Source organism: Acinetobacter sp. B-6 (assembly GCF_056930735.1).
Genome location: NZ_JBXPBY010000007.1, coordinates 156,838 through 182,275, shown reverse-complemented (window position 1 = coordinate 182,275; position 25,438 = coordinate 156,838). Strand labels below are relative to the sequence as shown.

The following is a 25,438-nucleotide window of genomic DNA, read 5'->3' as shown; positions in this document are numbered from 1 at the left end:
AAACATTCACCAATTGATTTAATGAACTGAAAGACAAGCTGAATAGAGAATGAAATTAACTCAAGCAGATTTTCAGGAACGTCGTGACCGCCTCGCTGAACAAATGGGTCCCAATAGTATTGCAATTATCGCCACTAGTCCGGAAGTCATGCGAAATAGAGATGCTGACTATAAGTTTCGTGCAGACAGTAGTTTCTTTTATCTTACAGGTTTTGCCGAACCTCAAGCAGTAGCAGTGTTCGAAACAGATGAAACTGGTGAAACGTATATTTATAGTCTATTTTGCCGTGAGCGAAACCGTGAAATGGAAATTTGGAATGGTTATCGAGCAGGAATTGATGGAGCAATTGATGACTATGAAGCAGATGAAGCATATGCCATAGATTTGCTTGATGAAGAGATTATTGCCAAAATCCTCAATAAAGAAAAACTATTCTATCGGATTGGTCAACGAGCAGAGTTTGATGCCAAAATAACGCATTGGATTTCCAAAGCACAAGAATCCAGTCGTAGTTTCGGCGTGCCAACACAGCTTATGCAACTTGATCAGATTTTAGATGAAATGCGTTTGCATAAATCAGCTGAAGAAATTGAATTGATGCAAATTGCAGCAAACATTAGTGCGGATGCGCATACTCGTGCCATGCAAACAGTTCGTCCAGAAATGATGGAATATGCTTTAGAAGCTGAATTGAATTATATTTTCGGTCAGCATGGTTGTGTCCCTGCCTATAACAGCATTGTTGGTGGTGGTAAAAATGGCTGTATTTTACATTATGTAGAAAATAATCAGTCGCTAAAAGACGGTGATCTGGTGTTGATTGACGCGGCGTGTGAATATGAATGTTATGCTTCAGATATCACACGGACTTTTCCCGTGAATGGCAAATTTAGCCCTGAACAAAAAGCCTTGTATCAAATTATTTTAGATGCGCAAATTGCAGCGATAGAAGCGATTCAAATTGGAAACTCTTATAAAGAACCGCATACGGTAGCAGTACGAATTCTGGTTGAAGGTTTGGTTGAACTTGGAATTATGCAAGGTGATGTTGATCAAATTATCGAATCTGAAAGTTATCGTCAGTTCTATATGCATGGAACTGGGCATTGGCTAGGTATGGATGTACATGATGTTGGTGCTTATAAAGATGACAATGGTCAATGGCGAACCTATGAGCAAGGCATGGTGGTTACAGTAGAGCCGGGTCTATATATTGCGCCAGATGATGAAACTGTCGAGGAAAAATGGCGTGGCATTGGTATCCGAATTGAAGATGATGTCGTGGCAACCGAACACGGTCCTTTGGTGTTGACTAAGAATGTTGTGAAAACGATTGAGGATATTGAAGCCTTGATGGCATCCCACAACTGAATATGTTAATTATTGATGTTCGACTGAGCCATTGCATTGAAATGGTTTCAACAAGCGCAATGTTTTGACAATATTGCGCTTTTTTCTAAATTTAAAACTCTTACAACGTCATTGTTAGCTCTTGATTAGATATGATGTGTCTTTTTTAAAATAACGTATTGATTCAGTACAAATGATAGCAACAATTTCCTATTTCAATATAAAAATAATCGCGCTTGATGTAAGATAAAATTCATCAAGATCATAAGTATTCAGTAAGCTGAATCACGTATAGAAAGGATCAAAGCATGCAACAAGAAGTCATCATCGTTGGCGGTGGAATGGTTGGGCTGAGTTTGGCTCTCATGTTGGCGAAAGCGAATATTGCGGTAAAGCTCTTAGAAGCGGTGAAATACCCAAATTATGATGACAACAATGCTGTAGCTTATCATTCAAGTTTTGATGCTCGAAATACAGCACTTTCACGTCGTACTGTACAAATTTATCAAAAGCTCGGCTTGTGGAATGCTTTACAAGAGCATGCAACTCCGATTCTTGAAGTCCATATCACAGAGCAAGGCAGTTTCGGTAAAGCCCGTTTAAAAGCAGATCAAGAAAAAGTCGAAAGCTTTGGGCAAGTGATTGAAAATGCATGGCTTGGAAGGGTACTTCTTACTAAGGTAAGACAACAACCTCTTATAGAGTTGATTGATGGTGTGCAAGTAAACTCTTTAAAACAAGACAATGACTTTGTTTATATAGAAGCAAGTCGTGGTGAAGAATATAGTCATTCAATCAAAGCTAAATTGGTGATTGCAGCAGATGGTCGAGACTCTTTTTGCCGTCAAGCCTTAGGCGTCGGTGTGGATGTGCATGATTATGATCAAGTTGCAATTGTCACCACTGTACAAACGTCTAAACCGCATCAGCAAGTGGGCTTTGAACGCTTTAGCCACTTAGGTCCATTAGCATTATTACCTTTGCCTGGTGAATGCCGCCGTTCAGTTGTTTGGCCGGTAAAAAAAGGAACAGAGGGTGAGTGGCTAGGGGAAGAGAATGATCAACATTTTCTGGATGCCTTACAGCAAACCTATGGCGATCGTGCAGGTAAATTCCAAAAGACAGGCAAACGTTTTAGTTTCCCATTGTCACAAGTGCTGGCAGATAAACAGGCAGTTGGACGTGTGATCTTAATGGGAAATGCGGCACATACGATTCACCCTGTGGCAGGGCAAGGATTTAATCTATGCATGCGTGATGCTGATGTATTACTGCGTTATATCACAGCACAAATGGCTAAGTCTGAAGATATAGGTGAGCCTGAGATGTTAAAGGCATACGAACAGGCTCGCTTAACAGATCAACAACGGGTCATCAAATTTTGTGATTCGGTTGTACGAGGCTTTAGTAATCAGAATCCAGTTTTAAAATTATTACGTAATACAGGGTTAGTTGCATTTGATGTCATCCCTGGAATAAAACCCTTGGTTGCCAATTACGCAATGGGGTTAAAAGCATGATAGAACAAAATGTTTTAGATGTTATTGTTATTGGTGGTGGTCTGGTAGGCGGTTTAACCGCATTACTTTTGGCGCAAGGCGGTGTTCAAGCAACAGTATTAGACGCAGCACCCATTTTAGACGAGCAAAAAGTTTTAGCCCAAGCGAATCCACGAGTTTTGGCACTCAGTCAAGCAACCATTCATTTACTTAAAACTGTGAATGTTTGGGATAAAATTGCCCGAAAAATGCCTTATACAGGGATGCAAGTCTGGAATAAAAATGGCTATGGAGAAATTAATTTTGGTCAAGAATCCATAAATTTTCCGACTGATGAACATAGTTTAGGTTCAATGGTTGAACCCAGCTTATTAAATCTCGCCATTCAACAACAAATGCTGGAACAATTAAACGACTATCGTACCGAGGTGAAAGTCGTTCGTGTTGAACAAGGCGTTGGTTGTTGGATAATCCATCTTGCAGATGGCAGTCAGTTAAAGACCAAATTGGTCATTGGGGCAGATGGGGCAAACTCATTTGTGCGTGAGCAGGCTTTTATTGATTACGATATTCTTGATTATCAGCAAGCAGGTTTGACTTGTGCGATTCGTACCACACAACCGCACCGTTATGTGGCTCGTCAAATTTTCCATCCAACTGGTCCTTTGGCATTTTTACCGATGGCGAGTTTGAATCCTCAACAAGCTGAGTATTGGATTTCAATTGTCTGGACACTGCCTGATGATTATGCAGATGAATATGCCAGTTTGAATGATGTAGATTTTTGCCAGTTGCTCACTCGTGAAAGTCATCATATGTTGGGTGAAATAATTGAAGCAACACCACGTGCAAAATTTCCACTCAAAGCACGCGCAGCGCAGCGTTATGTCAAGGAAGGGTTGGCATTGATTGGTGATGCAGCACATGTGATTCATCCTTTGGCTGGGCAAGGAGTGAATATAGGTTGTTTGGATGCGGCAGTGCTTTGTGATGTCTTATTGCAAGATAAAAAGCGTGGTGTGTGGGCACACCAACAGACCTTAAAACGTTATGAACACACTCGTAAAGGGCAAAATGATGCCATGATGCATAGCATGTCGATGATTGGTTTCTTGGAAACTGCTGAATTCTTTCCTATGATCTGGGCGCGTAATTTTGGACTGAAACAAGTGGAAAATACTCCGCTTTTAAAAGATCAATTTTTAACAAAAGCCAGTGGATTAGAAACGTTAAAAAGCACGCAATATGCCATTTCATGAGTTGACTGATACTTTTTAAACAATCATTTAAACAATATTACGAATTTGATGAAAAAAAACACGATTTTATGTATCTAGAGACTAGTCGAATCCGCAAGAGATTGGTACATTTCTCTGTAAAACATCACCATTTTTTGGATGGTAAATTGACGTCGTTGATGGGGAGTTCAAGATGACAGATACAAATGATTATGATGATAATTCAGAAGATCATGCAGTTGACGATGATGAAGCTAAAGCAGCGGAAAAAGGTGCTGCGGTAAGTGAATCAACGGTGTCTGATACAGATTTGGCTGAAGCAGAAACACTCACGGTGACTGCGAAAAAAAGACAACGTGAAGCATTAGAAGATGAAATCGCTGCATTTTTAGCGCGTGGTGGGAAAATTACTGAAGTTCCCCCTGATGAATCTGCAAGAGATTGATTTTAAAAGCACCGTCAGGTGCTTTTTTAATGTCTTTAAAATTTGATTAGGGGGCGGCTGATTGATTCAACGCTTAAGGTTGCATGATGATTTCAACACGTTGTTGATCATTCCCAATCGCTTCAAAGTCATTACTGATTAAATCATAAGTAATTTTTGAACTTTTAATTTGTTTTCCAACATCACTTCTAATTATTGCATTACCTTCTAGAGTGATTATTGATTTTTTCGCATCGAAAATCATTTTATTTGCAGAAGCCTGAATGTTTTCTTTCGTTTTATAGATTCTCTTATTCAGTTTTAGAGGGGTGCCAAAAGCGATGATAGACACAAGTTGTTTATTTTTATCTTGATTGAGCTGTATTTCATTTCCTTTGATCTGCATACTTCCTTGTTTGGCGCTAAAGTTCCCTTTGTAATAGCCAGAGGAGTTATGGATATTAAATTGAGCAAAATCACCTGACAGTTGAAGTGGTTCATTAAAATCCGGATCTTGTGCAGCAAATAAAGATGATGTCATCAGCCATGACAATAAAAAGAGTCGTGGTTTTGATATTTTAAAAATTTGAATCTTTGGTTTATTGATCATAAGTTAAAATTTCTGATAAATAAAAAATAAATGTTCAATCATATTCTTAGATACATTGAGGAACAGCCACTAAACATCCTATTCCTCAATGATGATCATTCTACTTTTATTGTTATATCAAGTGATTATTGATTGGTGAGTTCTAACGCTCGTTGGTAAGCAATTTTCTTTTTGATACCCATTAAATCAGCTGCGAGTTGCGATGCAGCTTTAACAGATAAGTCCTGTAATAATCGTGTGAGTAGTTGATCTAACTTATCTTGTTCAACATCTTGATCTTTGGCATCAGGTAGACCACCGATGACTAAAACGATCTCACCTTTTTGTTGGTGATGATCATTTTCAATAAAACTCACCAATTCACCTAGCGTCATTTTTTTAATAGTTTCAAAGGTCTTGGTGATCTCGCGAGCGAAACCGACGGGGCGTTGTTCACCAAAAACCTGAGCCATATCTTTGACACTGTCTAAAATACGGTGGGGTGCTTCATAGATAATCATGGTTTGCGTTTCATATTTTAATTTTTCTAGTTGTATTAAGCGCTGAGATTGTTTTGAAGATAGAAAGCCTTCAAAACTAAAACGGTCACTAGGCAAGCCAACAGCACACAAAGCTGCAATTGCAGCGCAAGCGCCCGGTACAGGAATGACACGGATTCCATTGTCTTGTGCAGCACGAACCAATTTAAATCCAGGATCACTAATGAGCGGGGTTCCAGCATCACTGACCAGTGCAATATCTTGACCTTGCTTTAATTTTTCGATAAGTATATCAATTTTGTTACTTTCATTATGATCATGACACGCTGTAAGTGGAGTTGAGATATTATAATGTTTTAATAATTGAGCGGATTGGCGGGTATCTTCTGCCGCAATAATAGAAACCGACTTTAAAACTTCAATAGAACGGAAAGTCATATCATCTAAGTGCCCAATTGGGGTCGCTACGACAAATAATTGAGCACTCATAAAGGTCTCCATGAAAAATAAGATAGTGTTGAACAGTATTAAAAGACTGGGATGTTTGGGAATAATTGGATTTACAATCCAAGTTCACGCAGAAATTCTTGTTATCTTACCTGAAACAGGTCCCATGTCGCGAGCAGGTTTAAGTATCAAACAAGGAATATTGAATGCATCTCATGCATCCAAGAACCAAATTCCATTAAAATTTGTCGATTCTGATCAAAAAACCATCAAAACCATATTGAAGCAAAATGTGAATAAAAAGACCAAAATGATTATTGGTCCTTTGGCACGTCCAGATGTAGAAGCATTGATTAATTTAAAACCTAAAGTTCCAGTGCTTGCTTTGAATGAGGTGTATCCGACCCATAAAAATGTTTGGCAATATAGTCTGTCTAAAAATGACGATGCTTTAGCACTTCTGGATTATATTCAGCATGATAAAGTGAGCAAACTCTATGTTGTTCGTGAAAAGGGCACTGAGGCAGAATCAATCAGCTTTTTAAATGCACTTTTCGCAAATTATGCAGGAGAAGTTGACCCAGTAGATGCGATGCCAAATACGACCAAAGCAAGTGAAGGTATTTTATTGCTTGGGTCAAATCAATGGTTGGCAAATTTAAAGAAGTTAAAGAAAAAGAATATTTATACTCAAGCGATCGCCGTAAATGAAAGTAAAACATTACCGAAAGGGATGAAGTTCTGTGATGTGCCTGCTTTGTATATCAAAGAATGGGAAGATGTGGTGAAAGCCTATAAGGATCAACCAAAGTCATTACCTTATCAACGTTTATATGCGTTTGGTGGTGATGCTTGGTACATTGCTGAACAATTTGTGTTAGATCCCAATGTCAAAAGTCTAACCTTTAATGGGCGGACAGGAAAAATTAAAATTGAAGGTAATCGCGTTGAGCGCATTCCACAATGTTTTGAGCGCTCTAAAAATAACTTAGTGCCCTTATAGTTGAATGATCGATGGCTAAAAATAATTTAGGGCAATGGGCAGAGCATGAGGCAGTAAAAATACTGCGGCAGTCTGGCTACACGATTGTCAAATTGAACTATTTTTCTCGCTTTGGCGAAATCGATATTATTGCTGAGACACAGCAAGAATTAGTTTTTATTGAAGTGAAAGCCAGAACGTCAAGCTATAGGGGATATGCCTTTGAAGCTGTGAATTTGATTAAGCAACAAAAAATGATCAAAACGGCGTTTAGGTTTTTACAAGAATATCCGCAATATGAACAGTATTATTGTCGTTTTGATGTAATTGGGTTTGATTTACATCATAAAATTGCAAAAAACGTACAGCAAGACTTAAGTAAAATCTCTTATGATCAGTCTTGGATTGAAAATGCATTTACTTTGGATGCAGACTTGATTAATCTGTGATGAAGAATTGCCTCACAGTTTTTTATCAAAAAAAAGATATGTTCCAACATCTTAATGAGTAATCAGGATGTTGTGTTGTCAGTTAAAATCATTAGGAGTCTTGCTGAGTGTTAAAGCGTATTGTCATCACCATGATGTGTGTAGCAAGTTTGTCTGGTTGCGCTAGTTTTATCTCAGGTGGTACTGGTTCTTCACCAGTGGGAACAGAAAGCGGTGTCCGATCTTTAGGGCAGGTTTTTATTGATTCTTCTATTGAGCGTACTGCGAAAATTAATCTATATAAGCTGGATGCTCGATTTAAACAATCTCGTGTAAATATTAATAGTTTCCATAGTAATGTTTTACTGACTGGACAAGTGCCTGATGCACATTTAAAGCAGCTTGCCGAAGACAATTTACGTGCAATGAGTGACGTAAAAGCGGTACATAATTATTTAACTGTTGGCAATCAAATCGGCTATAGCACGATTATGCAAGACGCTTCTGTAACCGTAAATACGCGTGGCTTAATCATGAAAGCGCCTGTCGTTTCTGATAACAAAGTTTTGGTTCATACTGAAGATGGCGTACTGTATGTTTTGGGTCGTTTAAATAATGCTGAAATCGCAGATTTAAATGATGTTCTACAAAAGGTTGGAAATGTGACTAAAATTGTGACCTTGATTGACAATGTTGAGCAAGCAAATAATTCAGTTCAAACTTCATCGTTTACGGCACCTGTGGTAAACAATGCACAACAACCAGATGTGCAAACCCCTGTTGCAATTGATCCAGATGCTTCAGGGCAAAACAATAATGTTATCCAACAATAGATTAGAATTGCTAAAAATTAAACTTGATAAGCAATTTCAACAGCTTAAAGTTAAGTTTAAAGCACATTATCAAGATTTTCGTTTATATGATTTAGGCAGCATAACGATCAATGGACTAACCCCTAAAAAAGGGTATTCCATAAAATCAAACATTGCTTATGGTTTAAAAGCTCGACAACGTTTAGATCTATATCTTTCCCATCAAACACATAACAAAGCTTTAATTGTTTTTGTACATGGTGGTGCTTGGAATCATGGTGATAAAAGTGCCTATAAATTTGTAGGTGAAGCATTTAGTCGCTATGGCTATAACGTTGCGATTATGAATTATCATTTAGCACCTGAACATAAGTTTCCAAGCTATGTTGATGATTTAGCCGTTGCTTTGAATTATCTTGAACAACAGCAAACACGTTTAGGGATTACTACAGATAAAATTGCACTCATGGGGCATTCAGCTGGGGCATTTAATATTGCCTCATTGCTTTATCATCCCAAAAGTTATGCTTTGGCGCTAAAACCAAACATCAAAGCTATGATTGGAATTGCGGGACCTTATCATTTTGATTATAAAGGTGATGCTTTGGCTGAAGATGCATTTGATCAGGCGATTCCATATCAACAAGTGATGCCTTATTACTTTGTTGCTAAGAATGATGTAAAGCATTATTTATTTCTGGCTGAAAATGATCAAATCGTAAAGCCTTCGAACTCATTTGATTTCAAACAACAATTACATGAACAAGGTAATCATTGTGAAATCTTGACGATTCCTAAAACGGGACATATCTCGATTATGGGAAGTGTTTCGAGTTTATTCAGTCGTTTCTTTATGACACGATCGGAAATTATAAAAGTACTCGATGATGCAATGAACAAAGCCTAGCAATCGCTAGGCTTTTTATTAAGGATATGGATCAAATTAATCTTGGTGCATCGGTGTATTGTGAATCACATGTTCAATCATGGCATGTGCAATACTGCCTGTGAACGGCGTTTCAGGCAATTGATCAAATTTGAAAAATTGCGCATCACTGATCTCTTCTTCTTGTAATACGATTTCACCCGCCTCATATTCGGCTTTAAAGGCGAGCATCAAATTACTTGGAAAAGGCCACGGTTGACTCGATAAATATTGTACATTCTTTACTTTTAAACCGACTTCTTCCAAAGTTTCACGCTTTACCGCTTCTTCAAGGGTTTCACCGACTTCAACAAAACCTGCAATCAGACCATACATATTACTTTTATTCTTGGCATTTTTAGCCAATAAAATTTCATTCTCGCCACGTGTGATCACCGTAATAATACACGGCTGTACACGAGGGTATTGGTGATAACGACAGGCAGGGCAAACCATTGCATATTCAATCGGGTGAACTTCTGTTTCATGTCCACAGTGACTACAAAATTTATGATTTCGACGCCATTCAAGCAGTTGCACTGCTCGGCTGGCTTGTTCAAATTCAGATTTTGTCCATTGTGAGATGAGCTGTCGAATTGGAATCAGTTGATAACCTTGTGGAATTTCATCTTCGATAAAAAGATCTCGGGCAATGATTTGATCACCCGAGTTAAAACTGATATCACTTGCCAATTTCTCTACTTTCGGAAGTTGTAAGTTTTCATCTACTAAAAGTTGTTGGTGATGAAAGATATAAGCAACTGATAATTCTGACATTAGGCTACCAATTTTAAATTTTGACTACTTGCTAATGCTACATCAAACATCGTTTGTAAAACAGGTTGTTTGTTCTGTAGATTTTCAATCATCATATCTGCACTGGCTAACACATCCAGAAGTTTATTGATCTGTTGTTGGTTAAATATCTGTTCTTTGTTGAGTCCAGACTGAATAAATTCAGCAGACTGTGCCAATGCCTTTTGACCATCTTTGGCTGCAAGGAACAATAAAGCTCCTCCAATTTCATATAATTGAGAAGGTAGTAGTTCTAGACTTGTAGACTGCGGATCTTGTAAATATTGAACCAGTGTTTGTGAACTTAAATCGACCATTGCCTTAGTTTCAGTCAGTAAAGCGGTGTGAGCTTCATCAAGACGGTCTAAAGAAATATGTAGATTATTGACCTTTAATTGCAAGCGATTAGAAGTGTAATTGCGTTCAAGAATTCCAATAGAGTTCATCGCAGATAGAATACTATTCATCAATTGCTGTGCATAGTTTTCATCTCTCAGCATGTTTTCTTGAGACAACAGATCAGCTTGCTGTTTTAGTTCGCTATAGGCTTCATTTAAGTTAAGTACTTTAAATACATGTGCAAGGTCTGTGAGTTTACTCTTTAATTCTTGAGTTTTTTCATCACTCATATTTTGATAATTAAACTCGATATCATTACGGATTTGCGACATTTCATCTGTAATGAGCTGGCTGACACTATGAATCGTATCGAAATCTGGTCCGTACAAATGACGACTAAAAATCTGTAATTGAGTATCCGTTAAAATATCTTCGCCTACATTGATTTGCTCACGAATGTGTTGAGAAATTTCATCTTCCTGACTAATACAAATACTCAATACATTTGCAGTATCGGTTAAGGATGGAATAAATCCTGCAAGGTCTTTAAAGAATGATGAAATGTTGGTTTCGATGCTAATTAATGTTCTTAAACGTGTATCGTTGAGGATAATATTTTCAATCTGATTTAAAGCCACAGCAATCAGCGCCCAATATTGAGCACTCGGTTGTCCTTGAGCGATATTGGCTAAATAATTGCCAACCAGTTTTATCCCTTGCAGATCTAAATCTGTCTCTTGTTGATTTAAGAGTTTATGCAGACACAGCTTATAAAGCTTATGTACATGCACTGAACGTTCCAAATCGGGAGTTTGTAAGAGATTAAAACTAGGCGTCACGCAATCCAGTAGTGGCATAATAGCTTGACCTTCTGGCGTGAGTTCTAAACCTAAAGAAAGTTCCAAGCGATTTAGTGTATCATGCAAAAATTGTGGCACTTTGACTTCACGTAGACAACTAAACTCAATGTAACGTTTGAGCATGGTTGTACCTTCGCTCAATGCAATCACATCTTGAGTATTGATTTCACGTGGATTTTGCATGATTTTACGCATGACTTGTGCTGAAAGTTCGGCAATTTTTGCAACTTGAGGCATGTCAATCAGCATCAGTACATGACTACATTGTTCCAGTTGTAGCAATGCATCATCAATACCAAAGGGTAAAGTTTGATCTTCAACTAAACTGCTGACAGCAGATTCAACTTGTAAAATTGAATTATCGACTTCTTTTTTAATAATCAGTAATGCCGTCGGATCAAAATGTATAGAGGTTTGGTAAGACATTGATCTGCACCTTTCCTGGGTATCTAAATGTTCTATTGCATAGCCTCAAAACGAGGCTAATTTTCTAAGTTTTAATATAGCTGAACAAGGGACTTTTTACAGAAAAAAATCAGCCTAAATAGGAAATTTTATTTTGCAAAAATGCAGGCTTCCCCATGTTTTTCTTGATATTTATTGACCCAGTTCTCATGTGCTTCCAATTCTTCATCTGAAGCGTAAATTACTGGAACATCAATTTCAATTTTTTGCCGTGTTGTATTCCCCTGAGCTTGTTCAGTATGTGCAGAAATAGCATCCATGTCAAAGGATACTTGTCCGCCTGTCATTGCGAGATAAACATCGGCTAAAATTTCAGCATCAAGCAATGCGCCGTGGAAAGTACGATCACGTTGAACAATTTCGTAACGTCGAACAAGTGCATCTAAAGAGTTTTTTTGTCCGGGATGCTTACTTTTAGCCATCGCTAAAGTATCAGTCACTGTACACACTTCAGACAGGGCAGGAAGACCACTGCGTTTGAATTCCATATCCAAGAAGTTCATATCGAAGCTTGCATTATGTGCAATGATTTCACTGCCTTTTAAGTAGTCGAATAGGACTTCTGCAATTTCCTCATACTTGGGTTTGTCTTTTAAAAATTCATCAGTGATCCCGTGGATGGCTTCTGACTCACCTACAGGTTTTCCTGGATTAATGTAGATGTGAATCGAACTGCCTGTGAGTTTACGGTTGACCATTTCAATCGCACCAACTTCAACAATTCGATCACTGTCCTGATAATAAAAACCTGTGGTTTCGGTATCAAGAATAAACTGTTTAGGTCCATGCAGTTTTATGGTCGCAGGTGTAATCACAATTTGCGGGTGAATATTCATATCTTTCATTTGAGTACTTTGTTCAACCTGTTCTACTACATCTTGATCACGCAAATTATTATTTGGTGTCTCAGAACTTGTCACAGTTTGTTTGGGTGTCGGCAATTCAGTATCGATAGTTTCATCGGATTCCATCAGGTCAAATCCGAAGGGATCATCAAGCAACCAGTCTTTTTCATCTTTTTTTTTATCATTATTTTCTACAATCTGTTCGGTGGCTGATTGAGGCACCTTCGTGTTTTTTGCTGCCAATGTTTGTTCCGTACCTAAGTTTGCCAACTGATCAGCCATTTCATTGCCTGCATGACCTGCATGACCTTTAATCCAATTCCATTCGATTTCACGACCTCTACATACGCGATCCAGTTTTTGCCATAAATCAGGATTTTTGACATCTTTCCAATTTTTCTTTTTCCAACCTTCAATCCATTCGGTAATACCGCGCTTCACATAGTTGGAGTCGGTCCAAATAATCAGTTTCGCTTCTGTAGGGCAAAATGAAATGCCTTCAATAGCAGCACTCAGCTCCATACGATTATTGGTGGTATCCAGCTCACCACCACACAATTTATGCTCTTCAGTTTCAGTGATGATATAAGCACCCCAGCCACCAGGACCTGGGTTGCCTTTACAAGCACCGTCGACATAAAGTGTGATTGTTTGTGACATAGTAATAACCAATGAAAGTGAATTAAGAGTTGAACATCGTGGTTTAAGAATTTATTGTATACGCAAATCAGCGTTTTCTACGCATGAACTGAGATTTTTTTAATTTCTTGTAACATTTGTATGCAATTCGCATTCAAATTTTGCCTTGTATGCGCCCTAAGCTCTACTAAAATGGCAAAGATAAAATAATTTACTAAATGTTGTTCGGAACCCTTATGTTTAAACCTACCACAATGGTGTGGCAACCTACTGCATCTGTTTTCTTTAAACTATCACTATTAACATCTGCATTGGCGGCACTGGGTTTGACTGCTGGGTGTTCTTCGAACCCATCGACGTCAAAAACTCAAACATCAAAGTCGTCAGGGATGTTGGACGCGAACAGTTTGGATTCACTAGAGGATCTTCTGTCAGCAACTGATATGCGTGCGGTAGAAGGTGATCGTTTATTGATTTTAAAACATGGTGACGTTTGGAAACGCATGTCTGTTGGTTTTAAAATGGATGAAAACCATTGGGACCCACGGATTGATGCACAACGAAGCTGGTTCGTTTCTCGTCAACCTTATATTGATCGTTTGAGTGCCCGTGCATCACGTTATCTTTACCATACAGTAAAAGAAGCTGAACGTCGCGGTTTGCCAACTGAATTGGCATTATTACCAATCATTGAAAGTTCTTACGATCCTGCTGCAACCAGTAGTGCTGCGGCAGCGGGAATGTGGCAGTTCATCCCAAGCACAGGTAAAATTTACGGTTTAAGACAAACCAGTTTGTACGATGGGCGTCGTGATGTGGTTGAGTCCACTCGTGCAGCATATGAGTTTTTAGGTGGTTTGTATAATCAGTTTGGTTCATGGGAATTGGCATTGGCAGCATACAATGCTGGTCCAGGACGAATTCAACAGGCAATTAATCGAAACCAAGCAGCAGGGTTGCCAACAGACTATTGGTCATTACGATTACCACAAGAAACGATGAACTATGTTCCGCGCTTTTTGGCGGTCGCACAAATCATTAAAAATCCATCTAAATATGGTGTAAGTTTACCGCCGATTGCCAATCGTCCGCATTTTAGAGAAGTCGCTGTTCCACCAGGTGCACAATTGAATCAAATTGCGTCCATCACAGGTTTAAGCCGTGCGGAATTGTACGCACTGAATCCAGGGCATCGTGGTGAAGTTGTTGATCCATCAAGTACTTTACGAATTTTGATTCCTGCTGATTTAAGCCCAACAATTGATTCCAAGTTAAGAGCTTTAAAATCAAGCTCTGATGGTGGATTTTGGGCAAGCAATAATAGCCCAACGACAGCAACCCAGACTTTAACACCTGCTGGTGTAACGTCTACGGTAACGCAATCGATTACGCCGACCCGTACCACGCCACCTGTATTGAGTTCAAATAAAGCAACCACTACGACAACCAGCACTGCAAATTCAGTAAATACTTTAAAGAATACGCCACAGGGCTCAGATGCTTTGGCGCGATTTGCCGCCAATGCAGATATTCCAAGTGCACCACGTATTCCTGTTGCCGTTACTACGGCTGCCAATGTTAAACCTGTTGCAGTAGAACCGCCTATTTCTGCACGAGAAAAGGCTCAAATTCTTGCTGCGGTGAAAGCTGAAGGTGAAAAAGAAACAGTTAAACAAGTGTTAGAGCCACAAGCAACACAAGCAGAAAAAGAAGAAGTTGTTAAAGAAATTAAAGCAATTGCGCCACAAGGTACAGAAGTTTTAGACCCGTATGACGGCAAAATTAAACTGACTGCGATTCAGACCAGTCAATCAGTCGCAGAAGTGCAGGGTAGAGAAAATACTGTTGGATTTGCCTATCCTAAAGGCTTGGCTGATACTACACCTGCAAATTCTGAAGAAGCGAAACTGAATCAAGATAAGAACTTTAAGAAAACTGATACTGAAGTCGTGGTGGAACCTCCTAAAGGTAAACGCAGCACTTATACTGTTTTGGCAGGTGATACTTTAGCAACGATTGCTTTGAAAAATGGAGTCAATTGGCGTGACATTGCCAAATGGAACCAAGTGGATCCAAATGGAACTTTATTTGTTGGTGCAACATTGTATTTGTATGATGCTAAACCACAGATTGATGCGCCAACCACCTCACGGAAAGCAACAGAGTCAGCACCGACCACTTATGTGGTTAAACCGAATGACAGCTTAACTGGCGTTGCCAATCAATTTGATTTATCGGTTTCACAATTGGCAAGTTATAACAATTTGAATACCAACAGTAATTTATTTGTTGGTCAAAAATTAAAACTTAAAGATACTGCTGATGATAAATTATCAGAAATTAATAAGACTGTGGTTCGAGCAGATACATCTAAGCCCGTTGCCAAAGTAAGAACTAAATCTTATGTGGTCAAACGTGGTGAATATCTCAAAATCATCGCTGATCGTTATGCATTATCAGTACATGAACTTGCTGATTTAACTCCAGGATTAGATATTTCAAGCAGTTTGTTTGTCGGGCAAAAAATCAATGTGCCCCTTAATGAAGTGAATGAGCAAGAGAACAAGCTTGAGTCGAAAGTGGTTGAGCAAAGTAAGTTTAAAAATCTGAAATCTGAACCAAGCTATAAAACGGAAAACTATAAAGTTCAAAGTGGTGATAGTTTATCCAGTATTGCAGCACAGTCTAAATTATCTTTAACGGAGTTGGCTGAGTTGAATAAACTCTCTCCATCTCGAAACTTACTTGTAGGTCAGGTGATCAAAATTCCTGCTGGAAGTTCTACTCCAGAGACCTATACAGTTCAATCGGGCGATAGTTTGATTGCAGTTGCTAACAAATATAATTTACAAGTTAACCAAATTGCTGAGTTAAATGGTCTAACAACGACTTCAGGTTTGCTGGTTGGACAAAAGCTCAAATTAACAGGGACACCTGAAAGTAGTGCTAAAGACAGAGCACATAGCAAAAGTGAAGCAAAATCTGAAGCTTCAAGCAAGGACATTCATGTCGTAAAATCAGGTGAGACGCTAGCAAGTATTGCCAAGAAATATAAATTACAGTTGAGCTATTTGAGCGACTTAAATGGTTTATCTCGTAATCAAGCACTTGATGTTGGACAACGTTTGAAAATTGACGGAGATTTACCCAGTAAAGCCTCGCTTTCTAAGGAAAAGGAAGACTTAAAAGCTTCAGCAAAGTCTTCATCTAAAGCAGCGAGTAAGAATACTGAAAGTTATGCTGTTAAGGCAGGTGAATCTTTAAATGTCATTGCAAGTCGTGTGGGTTTATCCGTACAAGAACTGGCTGAGATGAATGATTTAAGTCCACGTGCTGGTTTACAGCGCGGTCAATCCATTCGTATTCCTAAAACTGTCACTGAGTACAAAGTGAAAAGTGGCGACTCATTGATTCGTTTAGCCAGTAAGTTCGGTATCGATACTGGTGCATTAGCTGAGATGAATGATCTGAAACCAAATGCCGCTTTACGTATTGGTAGTATTATCAAAGTTCCAAATCTTTAATTGATTTGGGTGATAGATGGATTTACTGAGTGATTTAAATTTTCAAAATGATTTTTTGAATCAAGGAAAGTAGGGGAATGCACCTGAGTTTTACACATGTCAGTACATTCGTATTGGCATTGGGGGGAGGTATTGCAGTAGATGTAGCTGCTGCAATTCAGACTACACCTTATATTGCGGTTCATAATTCGCCATTATATGTCAAAGCTCAGGTCATGCCTTATGCCAATATCAATGCGCCAAAAGGCGGTTATATCAGTACGTCAAGTATCGGTACATTTGATAATTTAAACAGTTTGAATGGCAAAGGCAGTTCGACTGAAGGAATCAACTATGTATTTGATAGCTTGATGGATAGCTCGTTGGATGAACCAGGTGTGTTATATCCACTACTTGCTGAAAAAGTCAGTTATGATCCCGCTAAAACCAAATTTGTCATTTTTCACCTAAATCCTCAAGCCCGTTTTAGTGATGGGTCACCAGTCACCGCTGAAGATATCAAATTTAGCTTTGATACGATTCAGACCAAAGCCAATCTTGGCTTTCAAATGTATTTATCTGATTTGGCAAAAACGGAAGTGTTGTCCAAGTATCAGGTAAAAATGACCTTTAAATCTGCCCATAATCCTGATATGCCTTATATTTTGGCAAAGATCGCAATTTACTCAAAAGCGGATTGGAAAAATAAAGACTATAGCAAAGTGACTTTGCAACCGATTTTAGGATCTGGTCCTTATTTAATTGAACGAATTGATTCTGGACGTAGTATTACTTATAGACGGAACCCACACTATTGGGCAAAAGACTTGCCTGTCAATCGCGGACGTTATAACTTTGATCGAATCAAATATGTTTATTATCGCAGTCCTGAAGTTGCTTTTGAGGGCTTTAAGTCCGGACAGTATACATTTTACCAAGAGAAAAGCGCGCGCAATTGGGTGACTGCTTATCATTTTCCTGCGGTAAAAGCAGGACTAGTCAAAGCTTATACCGCTAAAATTCAAACACCGGCTTTAACTCAAAGTTTGGTATTTAATACCCGAAAAACACCTTTTAATGATCTGTATTTTCGACAGGCCTTAACCTATGCTTATGATTTTGAATGGATCAACAAAGCTTTGTTATATGGTCAAAATATTCGACTACAAAGCCATTTTCAAAACAGTGAGCTAGCTGCGACGGGGAAACCCAGTGTTCAAGAACTAGAGATTCTTAAACCTTACCTTAAACAACTTCCAACTTTACAACGAGAAGGTGTTTTAGCAGATTGGCAATATCCTGTTTCTGATGCCAGTGGTTTTAATCGTCAAAACCTGTTGATTGCACGTTCTATTTTATTAAAAGCAGGGTATCGTTTTTACCAAGGTCAATTGCTTGATCAGCAGGGGAAACCTATTCGCATTGAGTTTTTGATTCATCAGGATGGTGCGCAACGAACTTTGATGCCCTATATACGCAATTTAAAAAAACTCGGTATTCAAGCCACGATTCGCCAAGTGGATTTGCCGCAATATACTGAACGTATGCGCCGTTTGGATTTTCAGATGACACCAATGGATATGCCACAATCTTTGACACCAGGTGCTGAACAGGCTCAAATGTGGGGTTCTAAAGCAGCAGATGAGGTGGGCAATTATAACTATGCAGGAATTAAAAATTCTGTAATCGATCAATTAATCCAAAAGATGATTGCTTCCCCAAATCGTGAACAACTGGTATTACATACACGTGTACTCGATCGTGTGTTACGTGCTGGTTATTATCAAATTCTGACCTATGGCAATGATAAAAATTGGTATGCCTATTGGAACATGTATCATCAACCTGTAATTAAACCCAAACTATCACTCGGTTTGGAGTATTGGTGGGCTGATCCGATTGAAACTAAAAAAGTAGAGCAATATTTAAAAAGATAATCGATGAAAAAAATTGTCTAAAAGACAATAGTATGCAAAACATAAGTGACTCAAATTAAGTCGTAGTTAAATTGATTCATCCATCCTCATGAGGACATAAGGAACCTTGTTGCAATGGGCACATATATACTCAAAAGGCTATTACTGATCATTCCAACATTGTTCTTTGTTTTATTGATCAATTTTGTTGTGGTTCAAATTGCACCAGGCGGACCTGTTGAACAGGCGATTCAGCAAGCAGAAAACTTTCAACGAGATAATATCGGCACGGGTGGAATTTCTGCTTCGATTGACCGTCATGAGTATCGTGGTGCGCAAGGTCTGAGCCAAGAAATGGTTGAGCAAATCAAAAAGCAATATGGTTTTGATCAACCCGCGTATCGACGTTTTGGACTGATGCTGAGCAATTATTTGGCTTTTGATTTTGGCAGCAGTTTTTTTAAAGATAAACCTGTTACAGAACTCTTACTCGAAAAAATGCCAGTCACAATGTCTTTGGGTTTATGGAGCACTTTGCTGATTTACTTAATTTCCATTCCTTTGGGTATAAGGAAAGCCAAACAGAATGGTCTTTTTTTTGATCGAGCAACATCATTGCTACTCGCTGTAGGTTATGCCGTTCCTGCTTTTGTCTTTGCGATTTTGTTGATCGTATTTTTTGCTGGTGGTTCTTATTTTCAGTGGTTTCCATTACAGGGTTTTGTATCAGACAACTTTCACAGTTTGAACTTGTTTGAGCAGGTGATTGATTATTTTTGGCACATGGCTTTACCTTTGTTGGCAATAGTGCTGGGTGGTTTTGCCAGTTTAACCTATCTTACAAAATACACATTTATGGAAGAGTTAAATAAGCATTATGTACTCGCTGCACGCGCCAAAGGTTTGACCGAAAATACAGTGCTCTACAAACATGTATTCCGTAATGCCTTATTGGTGATTGTGGCAGGGTTACCGGAAGTGCTTGTGGGGGTGTTTTTTGTAGGTAACTTACTGATCGAAATAATTTTTAATTTAGATGGATTAGGCTTACTGGGTTTTGAAGCTGTACAACAGCGTGATTATCCTGTGATTTTTGGTACTTTATTCTTTTTGACCCTCTTTGGTCTGATTTTAAGATTGATTTGCGATGTGTTGTATCGGGTGATTGATCCTCGGATTGATTTTGAAACAAGAGGTGCGAAATAATGTCACCAAGCATGCATGCTCGTTTAGAGAAATTTAAACAAAATCGATTGGGCTTTGGCTGTTTTATTCTATTTATAGCACTGTTTGTGATTTCTATTTCAGCTGAATTTATTGCCAATGATAAGCCAGTATTGGTCAAATACGATCAGCACTATTACATGCCTGTGCTTAAAGCCTATCCAGAAACAACCTTTGGTGGAGTTTTTGAAACTGAAGCTGATTATCGAGATCCTGTTGTTCAACAGTTGATTGATGAAAAAGGCTGGGCGATTTGGCCTATTCTACGTTTCTCCTATCAGACCCCTAATTTAGATTTAGCTGTCCCTGTACCATCACCACCTACAACGCAAAATTGGTTGGGAACAGATGACCAAGGACGTGATGTGTTGGCCAGAATCCTGTATGGATTACGTATATCCTTGTTATTTGGTTTTGCTCTTACGTTGTTTGCTGCTTTTCTTGGGGTCGTTGTGGGTGCGATTCAGGGCTATTATGGTGGATGGGTTGATTTGATTGGGCAGCGAATCCTCGAAGTTTGGGGAGGATTACCCACTTTATTCATGGTGATTATTTTAGTCAGTTTGTTTACGCCGAGTGTGTATTGGCTGTTTTTGATCATGTTGATTTTCGGTTGGACAGAGTTGGTGGGTATTGTGCGAGCGGAGTTCCTTCGTGCGCGTCACTTGGATTATGTGCAAGCAGCGCGTGCATTAGGTGTAAGTGATTTAGTGATTATTTTTAGGCATATTCTGCCAAATGTCATGAGTTCAAGCTTGTCACAATTACCTTTTATGTTGACTGCAAATATTACAGCACTTACGGCGTTGGATTTTCTAGGCTATGGCTTACCACCTGATGCCGCATCTTTGGGAGAGTTGCTGCTACAAGGTAAAAATAACCTAGATGCACCGTGGCTTGCACTTTCAGGTTTTTTTACATTGGCGTTGGTTTTGTCATTATTAATTTATATTGGGGAGGCGACACGCGATGCATTCGATCCAAGACGCCAAAAATAATGATGAATCTTTATTATTGTCTGTTAAGCATCTGCACATTGAAAATAAACAACAGAAAGTGCTGGTTGAGAATCTGAATTTTGATTTACATGTCGGTGAAACTGTAGCGATTGTCGGGGAGAGTGGGTCCGGGAAATCTATCAGCGGTTTGGCTTTACTGGGATTACTTCCCGATGATTTAAAAGCTTCAGGGCAAGCTGTCTATGATCAACACGACTTATTGGCACTCAATCAAAATGGTATATTAAATATTCGTGGTAAAAAAATTGCCATGATCTTTCAAGAACCGATGACCGCTTTAAATCCATTGCATAAAGTAGAACGGATTGTGGGTGAAACATTAATTTTAGAAGGGATGTCTAAAGAAAAAGCCAGAAAACGTGTCTATGATTTATTGTGTGATGTCGGGATGGATGATCCTGAGGATAAGTTACAACGTTATCCACATGAACTGTCGGGCGGGCAAAGACAACGTGTTTTAATCGCTTCAGTATTGGCACAAAAACCTGAAATTATTATTGCAGACGAGCCAACCACAGCATTGGATGTTACCTTACAATCCCAAGTCTTAAACTTATTACAATTGCTGATTTTGAATCATAAAATGGCGATGATCCTGATTAGCCATGACTTGAATTTGGTTCGTAAATATTCCAATCAAGTGATCGTGATGAATCAGGGACGAGTTGAAGAAAAGGGTTTAGTTCGAGATATTTTTCTAAAACCTAAAACAGCATATACCCAATATTTACTGGATCATAACTTTGGTGAAGCCAATCCAACACCGAATGACAGTCATTTGGTACTATCTTTACATCGACTCGGGGTCAAATTTCCAATTCGGAAAGGAGTTTTAAATCGAATCCAAGATTATTTTATTGCGGTTGAGCCTTTAAATTTGCGTTTGAATCGTGCTGAATCCATTGGGATTGTCGGAGAAAGCGGTTCTGGTAAAACATCTTTAGCTTTGGCAATTGCAAGACTGATTGAAAGTACAGGTAATATTATTTTATTAAATCAAGATATTAATCGCTTGAATCAGCGCAAATTAAGACCGCTACGCTGCAATTTTCAGATTGTCTTTCAAGATCCATTAAGCAGTTTAAACCCAAGAATGACGGTCGATCAGATTATTCGAGAGGGCTTGGCACTACAAAATTTAAAAGAATCAGAAATGATTATTCGGATCAATGAAATTTTGAATAAAGTTGAATTACCTGTTGTCGTGAAACAACTTTATCCACATCAGCTTTCAGGAGGACAACGACAACGTGTCGCCTTGGCACGTGCAGTGGTACTGCGACCTAAATTACTGATTCTTGATGAGCCAACATCTGCACTTGATCGAACCACACAGCGTGCAATTGTGAAATTATTGCGTCAATTGCAACAAGACTATCAAATGAGCTATTTATTTATTAGTCATGACTTGCAAGTAGTCAAAGCACTGTGTCAGAAAGTATTGGTGCTGAAAGAGGCGAAGGTTATCGAGTTTCAAGATACCCAAGATTTATTTGACAAGCCGTTGAATAGTTACACAAAAAATTTAATTAAAGCGAGTCAATATTAAGCTGTAATGATTGAGTAATTTTAATCTCTTCAGTCACACTTACAAAATTGACAAATTAAATTGTCAGATTTACGCTTGAACTATGATAAATTTAAAATAGAGTAAAAACTCTAATCATTGAAGAGATTTGACCATGAGCCATCTTGCAGAATCATTAGAAATAAATAAGACCATTTTTAAAAACCGCATTATTAAAGGTGCGATGAGTGAGGCACTGGCAAACCATGCCGGACAACCCAATCAACTGCATTTGGGATTGTATGATGCATGGGGCAAAGGTGGTTTGGGTTGTGCGATCACCGGTAATGTGATGGTCGATTTCCGTGCTAAAAATGAGCCAGGTGTGGTTGTGGTTGAAACCGAGCGAGATCTTGCCAAATTGACTGAATGGGCAAATATCGGAAAAAAACACGGCATGGTGCAATTGATTCAATTGTCACATCCGGGACGTCAGTGTCCAAAAGGGCTAAATAAAGAAACAGTTGCACCATCTGCCGTACCGTTTAGTCCATTATTGGCAACCACATTTGGGACTCCTCGAGCGTTAAGTGAAGTTGAAATTTTAGATATTATCCAGCGTTTTGCAGAATCAGCGCGGATTTGTGAAAAAGCAGGATTCGAAGGGGTGCAGCTCCACGGCGCACATGGTTATTTGATCAGCCAATTTCTCTCACCGTTGACCAATAAGCGTCAAGACCAGTGGGGCGGTTCAATTGAAAACCGTATGCGTTTCTTATTGGAAATTTATCAAGCAGTTCGTGCCAAAACCTCAGAAAATTTTATTGTATCGGTTAAGTTGAACTCTGCGGACTTTCAACGTGGTGGAATTACTGAAGAAGAAGTGGTGCAAGTATTCAAAGCGATTGATGCAGCTGGTATTGATATTATCGAAATTTCTGGTGGAACTTATGAAGCACCAGCAATGGCGGGAGCAAAGGCTGACAAGCGTAAACAAAGCACTATTGCACGTGAAGCATATTTCCTAGATTTTGCTGAAAAAATCCGTAAAGAGGTCAAATGTCATCTGATGGTGACAGGTGGTTTCCGCACAGCGCAAGGGATGAATGCAGCACTGGAGAGTGGCGCTTGCGAATTTATTGGTATTGCTCGTCCTTTGGCAGTAGAGCCTGATGTGAGTAATCATTTGATCGCAGGTCGAGATGTGCGTTATGCAGTAGAGCAAATCAAAACTGGTATTCCTTTTGTTGATAAAATGGCAATTATGGAAATCCTTTGGTATGCCGCACAATTTAAAGCGATCGGTGAAGGCAAAAAGCCAAATCCGAAACTTTCACCATTAAAAGTTTTCTTGAATTATGCCAAAAATAATGTCAAAGCTGTGATTCAAGGGCGAGTAAACTCACGCAAATCAGCTTAAGATCATTTAAGATTGATCGTTAAAAAGACCATTGTGAAATGGTCTTTTTAATGTCTAAACTTTTTTATTCAAAAATAAAGACTGAATAGTGAATTTTAAAAAAGCTGCCATAATCACGATTGTCTGGCAGCCTTTTTTGAGCGCTTTTGAATCAATCGCACTGAGATTCAGCTCAAACGTTTAGGTCGTCAAATTCAGTTCAAATTAGTGTGCACAAAAAGCCATATTAAAATATTCAAACAATTCAGGTGTGTTAAACCACAGTAGGCTAGACAAGAGCAACAATAGAATAATGACACCCCAAACAGCAAATTTTAACCATATATCAGTATCAGTCATCGACAACCGCCTCCTCATTCACGAAGAAATGCACAATAACGCCAAACAGACTTAACGCAATTGAACAACCCCAGATGATGTTGTAGTTACCTGTTATATCATGGTTTAAGCCACCCAACCAGCCACCAAAAAATGAGCCGACTTGATGGGTGAAAAATACAATACCGCTGAGCATGGTTAAATATTTTACACCAAACATATTGGCAACAATGCCATTGGTTAAAGGAACCGTTGAAAGCCAAAGAATCCCCATAATGATGCCGAAAGCATATACCGTCCAGATGCTCAGTGGCAGCATCAAAAATGCAATAATGGTTATGCCTCGTAAGCCATAGAGACCCATTAACAAATGAGGTTTTGAATATTTATCGCCTAACCAGCCTGCGGCATAGGTTCCTACAATATTAAATAATCCAACCAGTGCAAGAAATACTGTACCTGTTGAAGCATCAAAACCATGATCAATCAGATAGCCTGGAAGATGAATTCCTAAGAACACTACTTGGAATCCACATACCAAGAAACCAAAGGCCAACCACAGAAAAGGTTTATGATGAAAGGCAATGTTTAAAATTTGTTTAAAGGTTAAGCTCGGTTTTAGCGCCTGCTTGACTGCATTTGGCGGGGTATACATTGGTGCTTTCAGCATCCATGCCAATGGGATAATCAATACAACCAAGACTGCCGTGATGACCAGTGCCGAAGACCATCCAAAGTTTTTAATCAGTAGGAGGGTGGTAGGCAACATGATAAATTGCCCAAATGAACCTGCCGCACTTGCAATCCCCATAGCCATGCTGCGTTTGCTTGGATGAGCGGCACGCCCAACTGCTGAAAGCAGTACCGAAAAAGAAGTTGCAGAGAGAGCTAAGCCAATAATTAAACCGACACTAAGGTCAAGTAAAAGGGCATTTGAACTGACTGACATCAACAACAAGCCAATCGTATAAAGTACACCTCCAACTGCAACGACTTTTTTACTGCCGTATTTATCAGCAAGTGCGCCTGTAAAGGGTTGAACAGCACCCCAGAGTAAGTTTTGCATAGCAATTGCCAAGCTAAAAACTTGGTGGCTCCAGTTAAACTCATGGCTCATCGGGACTAAATAAAGTCCAAAACCATGACGCACACCCAAAGAAAGTGCCAGAATAAAAGCACTTCCAATGAGCATATAAATGAGAGGTTTAGAAAAGCGAGTGTCGTCCTGTAGCGCTGACATAAGTGGTCCATTGAATCATCATATGAGAATTGTAGAGGATTCAATGGGACTTAGCGATAGAATAAAATTTTATCGATCGATAAATTTTAGTGATCAATCTGCTCGGTTTAGGTCAATGATTTTAATTTATTGATTAAATGATTTTTCAAGAAA

Annotated in this window: 21 protein-coding genes; 14 read left to right on the top strand and 7 right to left on the bottom strand. The window is 38.9% G+C overall.

Annotation, left to right across the window (positions count from 1 at the left end; genetic code table 11):
- Positions 1-49 precede the first annotated feature (49 nt).
- The 4 genes from pepP to AC1Z3T_RS10595 all read left to right on the top strand — a co-directional run bounded on the left by pepP (position 50) and on the right by AC1Z3T_RS10595 (position 4,533).
- Complete coding sequence (pepP, locus tag AC1Z3T_RS10610; RefSeq protein WP_004831737.1) at positions 50-1,372, top strand: Xaa-Pro aminopeptidase; 1,323 nt, start codon at positions 50-52, stop codon at positions 1,370-1,372.
- 287 nt (positions 1,373-1,659) lie between these two features.
- Entirely contained in the window at positions 1,660-2,871 is a 1,212-nt protein-coding gene (ubiH, locus tag AC1Z3T_RS10605) for a 2-octaprenyl-6-methoxyphenyl hydroxylase (protein ID WP_004831735.1), read from the top strand.
- Positions 2,868-4,109: an FAD-dependent monooxygenase gene (locus tag AC1Z3T_RS10600; protein WP_004831733.1), complete on the top strand. Its 1,242-nt coding sequence runs from the start codon at positions 2,868-2,870 to the stop codon at positions 4,107-4,109. The genes ubiH and AC1Z3T_RS10600 overlap by 4 nt, the downstream gene beginning before the upstream one ends.
- Positions 4,110-4,281: 172 nt before the next feature.
- Positions 4,282-4,533 (top strand): hypothetical protein, encoded by a 252-nt coding sequence (locus AC1Z3T_RS10595; RefSeq protein ID WP_004831732.1) that lies wholly within the window; start codon positions 4,282-4,284, stop codon positions 4,531-4,533.
- Positions 4,534-4,606: 73 nt separating this feature from the next.
- Here the strand turns inward: AC1Z3T_RS10595 and lptA are convergent, their stop codons facing one another.
- Together lptA and rsmI are read right to left on the bottom strand one after the other, a co-directional pair.
- Positions 4,607-5,122, bottom strand: coding sequence for a lipopolysaccharide transport periplasmic protein LptA (gene lptA / locus AC1Z3T_RS10590; protein WP_004831730.1), 516 nt, complete (start codon positions 5,120-5,122; stop codon positions 4,607-4,609).
- Between the two features lie 125 nt (positions 5,123-5,247).
- A complete protein-coding gene (gene rsmI, locus AC1Z3T_RS10585; RefSeq protein WP_004831728.1) occupies positions 5,248-6,090 on the bottom strand; it encodes a 16S rRNA (cytidine(1402)-2'-O)-methyltransferase in 843 nt (280 codons plus the stop codon).
- A 10-nt stretch (positions 6,091-6,100) separates the two neighbouring features.
- Between rsmI and AC1Z3T_RS10580 the strand changes: the two genes are divergently transcribed.
- The 4 genes from AC1Z3T_RS10580 (at position 6,101) to AC1Z3T_RS10565 (ending at position 9,177) form a co-directional block, all read left to right on the top strand.
- Positions 6,101-7,051 (top strand): penicillin-binding protein activator, encoded by a 951-nt coding sequence (locus AC1Z3T_RS10580; RefSeq protein WP_004831726.1) that lies wholly within the window; start codon positions 6,101-6,103, stop codon positions 7,049-7,051.
- An 11-nt stretch (positions 7,052-7,062) separates the two neighbouring features.
- Positions 7,063-7,479 (top strand): YraN family protein, encoded by a 417-nt coding sequence (locus AC1Z3T_RS10575; RefSeq protein ID WP_058971670.1) that lies wholly within the window; start codon positions 7,063-7,065, stop codon positions 7,477-7,479.
- 107 nt (positions 7,480-7,586) lie between these two features.
- Complete coding sequence (locus AC1Z3T_RS10570; RefSeq protein WP_004831722.1) at positions 7,587-8,291, top strand: BON domain-containing protein; 705 nt, start codon at positions 7,587-7,589, stop codon at positions 8,289-8,291.
- Entirely contained in the window at positions 8,275-9,177 is a 903-nt protein-coding gene (locus AC1Z3T_RS10565) for an alpha/beta hydrolase (RefSeq protein WP_004831721.1), read from the top strand. The genes AC1Z3T_RS10570 and AC1Z3T_RS10565 overlap by 17 nt, the downstream gene beginning before the upstream one ends.
- Positions 9,178-9,213: 36 nt before the next feature.
- Here AC1Z3T_RS10565 and nudC read toward each other — a convergent pair whose 3' ends face one another.
- The 3 genes from nudC to dnaQ all read right to left on the bottom strand — a co-directional run bounded on the left by nudC (position 9,214) and on the right by dnaQ (position 13,159).
- Entirely contained in the window at positions 9,214-9,972 is a 759-nt protein-coding gene (nudC, locus tag AC1Z3T_RS10560; protein WP_004831720.1) for an NAD(+) diphosphatase, read from the bottom strand.
- On the bottom strand, positions 9,972-11,615 hold the full coding sequence (locus tag AC1Z3T_RS10555) for a chemotaxis protein (protein ID WP_483396639.1): 1,644 nt from the start codon (positions 11,613-11,615) through the stop codon (positions 9,972-9,974). The genes nudC and AC1Z3T_RS10555 overlap by 1 nt, the downstream gene beginning before the upstream one ends.
- A gap of 128 nt (positions 11,616-11,743) precedes the next feature.
- The gene (gene dnaQ, locus AC1Z3T_RS10550; protein WP_009586486.1) at positions 11,744-13,159 is read right to left on the bottom strand and encodes a DNA polymerase III subunit epsilon; all 1,416 of its coding nucleotides are present in this window, start codon (positions 13,157-13,159) and stop codon (positions 11,744-11,746) included.
- A 215-nt stretch (positions 13,160-13,374) separates the two neighbouring features.
- On the opposite strand from dnaQ, the gene AC1Z3T_RS10545 reads away from it, so the two are divergent.
- The 6 genes from AC1Z3T_RS10545 (at position 13,375) to AC1Z3T_RS10520 (ending at position 23,727) form a co-directional block, all read left to right on the top strand.
- Positions 13,375-16,662 carry a LysM peptidoglycan-binding domain-containing protein gene (locus AC1Z3T_RS10545; RefSeq protein WP_100884780.1) on the top strand — a complete coding sequence of 1,096 codons (3,288 nt, stop codon included), beginning with the start codon at positions 13,375-13,377 and terminating at the stop codon, positions 16,660-16,662.
- A gap of 77 nt (positions 16,663-16,739) precedes the next feature.
- Positions 16,740-18,578 (top strand): extracellular solute-binding protein, encoded by a 1,839-nt coding sequence (locus tag AC1Z3T_RS10540; RefSeq protein ID WP_100884781.1) that lies wholly within the window; start codon positions 16,740-16,742, stop codon positions 18,576-18,578.
- A gap of 114 nt (positions 18,579-18,692) precedes the next feature.
- A complete protein-coding gene (locus AC1Z3T_RS10535; RefSeq protein ID WP_100884782.1) occupies positions 18,693-19,763 on the top strand; it encodes a microcin C ABC transporter permease YejB in 1,071 nt (356 codons plus the stop codon).
- A complete protein-coding gene (locus AC1Z3T_RS10530; protein WP_100884783.1) occupies positions 19,763-20,779 on the top strand; it encodes an ABC transporter permease in 1,017 nt (338 codons plus the stop codon). The genes AC1Z3T_RS10535 and AC1Z3T_RS10530 overlap by 1 nt, the downstream gene beginning before the upstream one ends.
- Positions 20,751-22,349 (top strand): ATP-binding cassette domain-containing protein, encoded by a 1,599-nt coding sequence (locus AC1Z3T_RS10525; RefSeq protein ID WP_100884784.1) that lies wholly within the window; start codon positions 20,751-20,753, stop codon positions 22,347-22,349. Before AC1Z3T_RS10530 ends, AC1Z3T_RS10525 begins: the two co-directional genes overlap by 29 nt.
- A gap of 133 nt (positions 22,350-22,482) precedes the next feature.
- Positions 22,483-23,727, top strand: coding sequence for an NADH:flavin oxidoreductase/NADH oxidase family protein (locus tag AC1Z3T_RS10520; RefSeq protein WP_042085745.1), 1,245 nt, complete (start codon positions 22,483-22,485; stop codon positions 23,725-23,727).
- A 204-nt stretch (positions 23,728-23,931) separates the two neighbouring features.
- On the opposite strand, the gene AC1Z3T_RS10515 is transcribed toward AC1Z3T_RS10520, so the two are convergent.
- Both AC1Z3T_RS10515 and AC1Z3T_RS10510 read right to left on the bottom strand, forming a co-directional pair.
- The gene (locus AC1Z3T_RS10515) at positions 23,932-24,066 is read right to left on the bottom strand and encodes a hypothetical protein (RefSeq protein WP_004831707.1); all 135 of its coding nucleotides are present in this window, start codon (positions 24,064-24,066) and stop codon (positions 23,932-23,934) included.
- Positions 24,059-25,285, bottom strand: a complete 1,227-nt coding sequence (locus AC1Z3T_RS10510; RefSeq protein ID WP_100884785.1) for an MFS transporter — start codon at positions 25,283-25,285, stop codon at positions 24,059-24,061. Before AC1Z3T_RS10510 ends, AC1Z3T_RS10515 begins: the two co-directional genes overlap by 8 nt.
- Between the last annotated feature and the right edge of the window lie 153 nt (positions 25,286-25,438).

Bases quoted from the DNA above. Each gene is read 5' to 3' on its own strand.
- pepP (WP_004831737.1), top strand. From the start codon at position 50: ATGAAATTAACTCAAGCAGATTTTCAGGAACGTCGTGACCGCCTCGCT.
- ubiH (WP_004831735.1), top strand. From the start codon at position 1,660: ATGCAACAAGAAGTCATCATCGTTGGCGGTGGAATGGTTGGGCTGAGT.
- AC1Z3T_RS10600 (WP_004831733.1), top strand. From the start codon at position 2,868: ATGATAGAACAAAATGTTTTAGATGTTATTGTTATTGGTGGTGGTCTG.
- AC1Z3T_RS10595 (WP_004831732.1), top strand. From the start codon at position 4,282: ATGACAGATACAAATGATTATGATGATAATTCAGAAGATCATGCAGTT.
- lptA (WP_004831730.1), bottom strand. From the start codon at position 5,122: ATGATCAATAAACCAAAGATTCAAATTTTTAAAATATCAAAACCACGA.
- rsmI (WP_004831728.1), bottom strand. From the start codon at position 6,090: ATGAGTGCTCAATTATTTGTCGTAGCGACCCCAATTGGGCACTTAGAT.
- AC1Z3T_RS10580 (WP_004831726.1), top strand. From the start codon at position 6,101: ATGAAAAATAAGATAGTGTTGAACAGTATTAAAAGACTGGGATGTTTG.
- AC1Z3T_RS10575 (WP_058971670.1), top strand. From the start codon at position 7,063: ATGGCTAAAAATAATTTAGGGCAATGGGCAGAGCATGAGGCAGTAAAA.
- AC1Z3T_RS10565 (WP_004831721.1), top strand. From the start codon at position 8,275: ATGTTATCCAACAATAGATTAGAATTGCTAAAAATTAAACTTGATAAG.
- nudC (WP_004831720.1), bottom strand. From the start codon at position 9,972: ATGTCAGAATTATCAGTTGCTTATATCTTTCATCACCAACAACTTTTA.
- AC1Z3T_RS10555 (WP_483396639.1), bottom strand. From the start codon at position 11,615: ATGTCTTACCAAACCTCTATACATTTTGATCCGACGGCATTACTGATT.
- dnaQ (WP_009586486.1), bottom strand. From the start codon at position 13,159: ATGTCACAAACAATCACACTTTATGTCGACGGTGCTTGTAAAGGCAAC.
- AC1Z3T_RS10545 (WP_100884780.1), top strand. From the start codon at position 13,375: ATGTTTAAACCTACCACAATGGTGTGGCAACCTACTGCATCTGTTTTC.
- AC1Z3T_RS10540 (WP_100884781.1), top strand. From the start codon at position 16,740: ATGCACCTGAGTTTTACACATGTCAGTACATTCGTATTGGCATTGGGG.
- AC1Z3T_RS10535 (WP_100884782.1), top strand. From the start codon at position 18,693: ATGGGCACATATATACTCAAAAGGCTATTACTGATCATTCCAACATTG.
- AC1Z3T_RS10530 (WP_100884783.1), top strand. From the start codon at position 19,763: ATGTCACCAAGCATGCATGCTCGTTTAGAGAAATTTAAACAAAATCGA.
- AC1Z3T_RS10525 (WP_100884784.1), top strand. From the start codon at position 20,751: ATGCATTCGATCCAAGACGCCAAAAATAATGATGAATCTTTATTATTG.
- AC1Z3T_RS10520 (WP_042085745.1), top strand. From the start codon at position 22,483: ATGAGCCATCTTGCAGAATCATTAGAAATAAATAAGACCATTTTTAAA.
- AC1Z3T_RS10515 (WP_004831707.1), bottom strand. From the start codon at position 24,066: ATGACTGATACTGATATATGGTTAAAATTTGCTGTTTGGGGTGTCATT.
- AC1Z3T_RS10510 (WP_100884785.1), bottom strand. From the start codon at position 25,285: ATGTCAGCGCTACAGGACGACACTCGCTTTTCTAAACCTCTCATTTAT.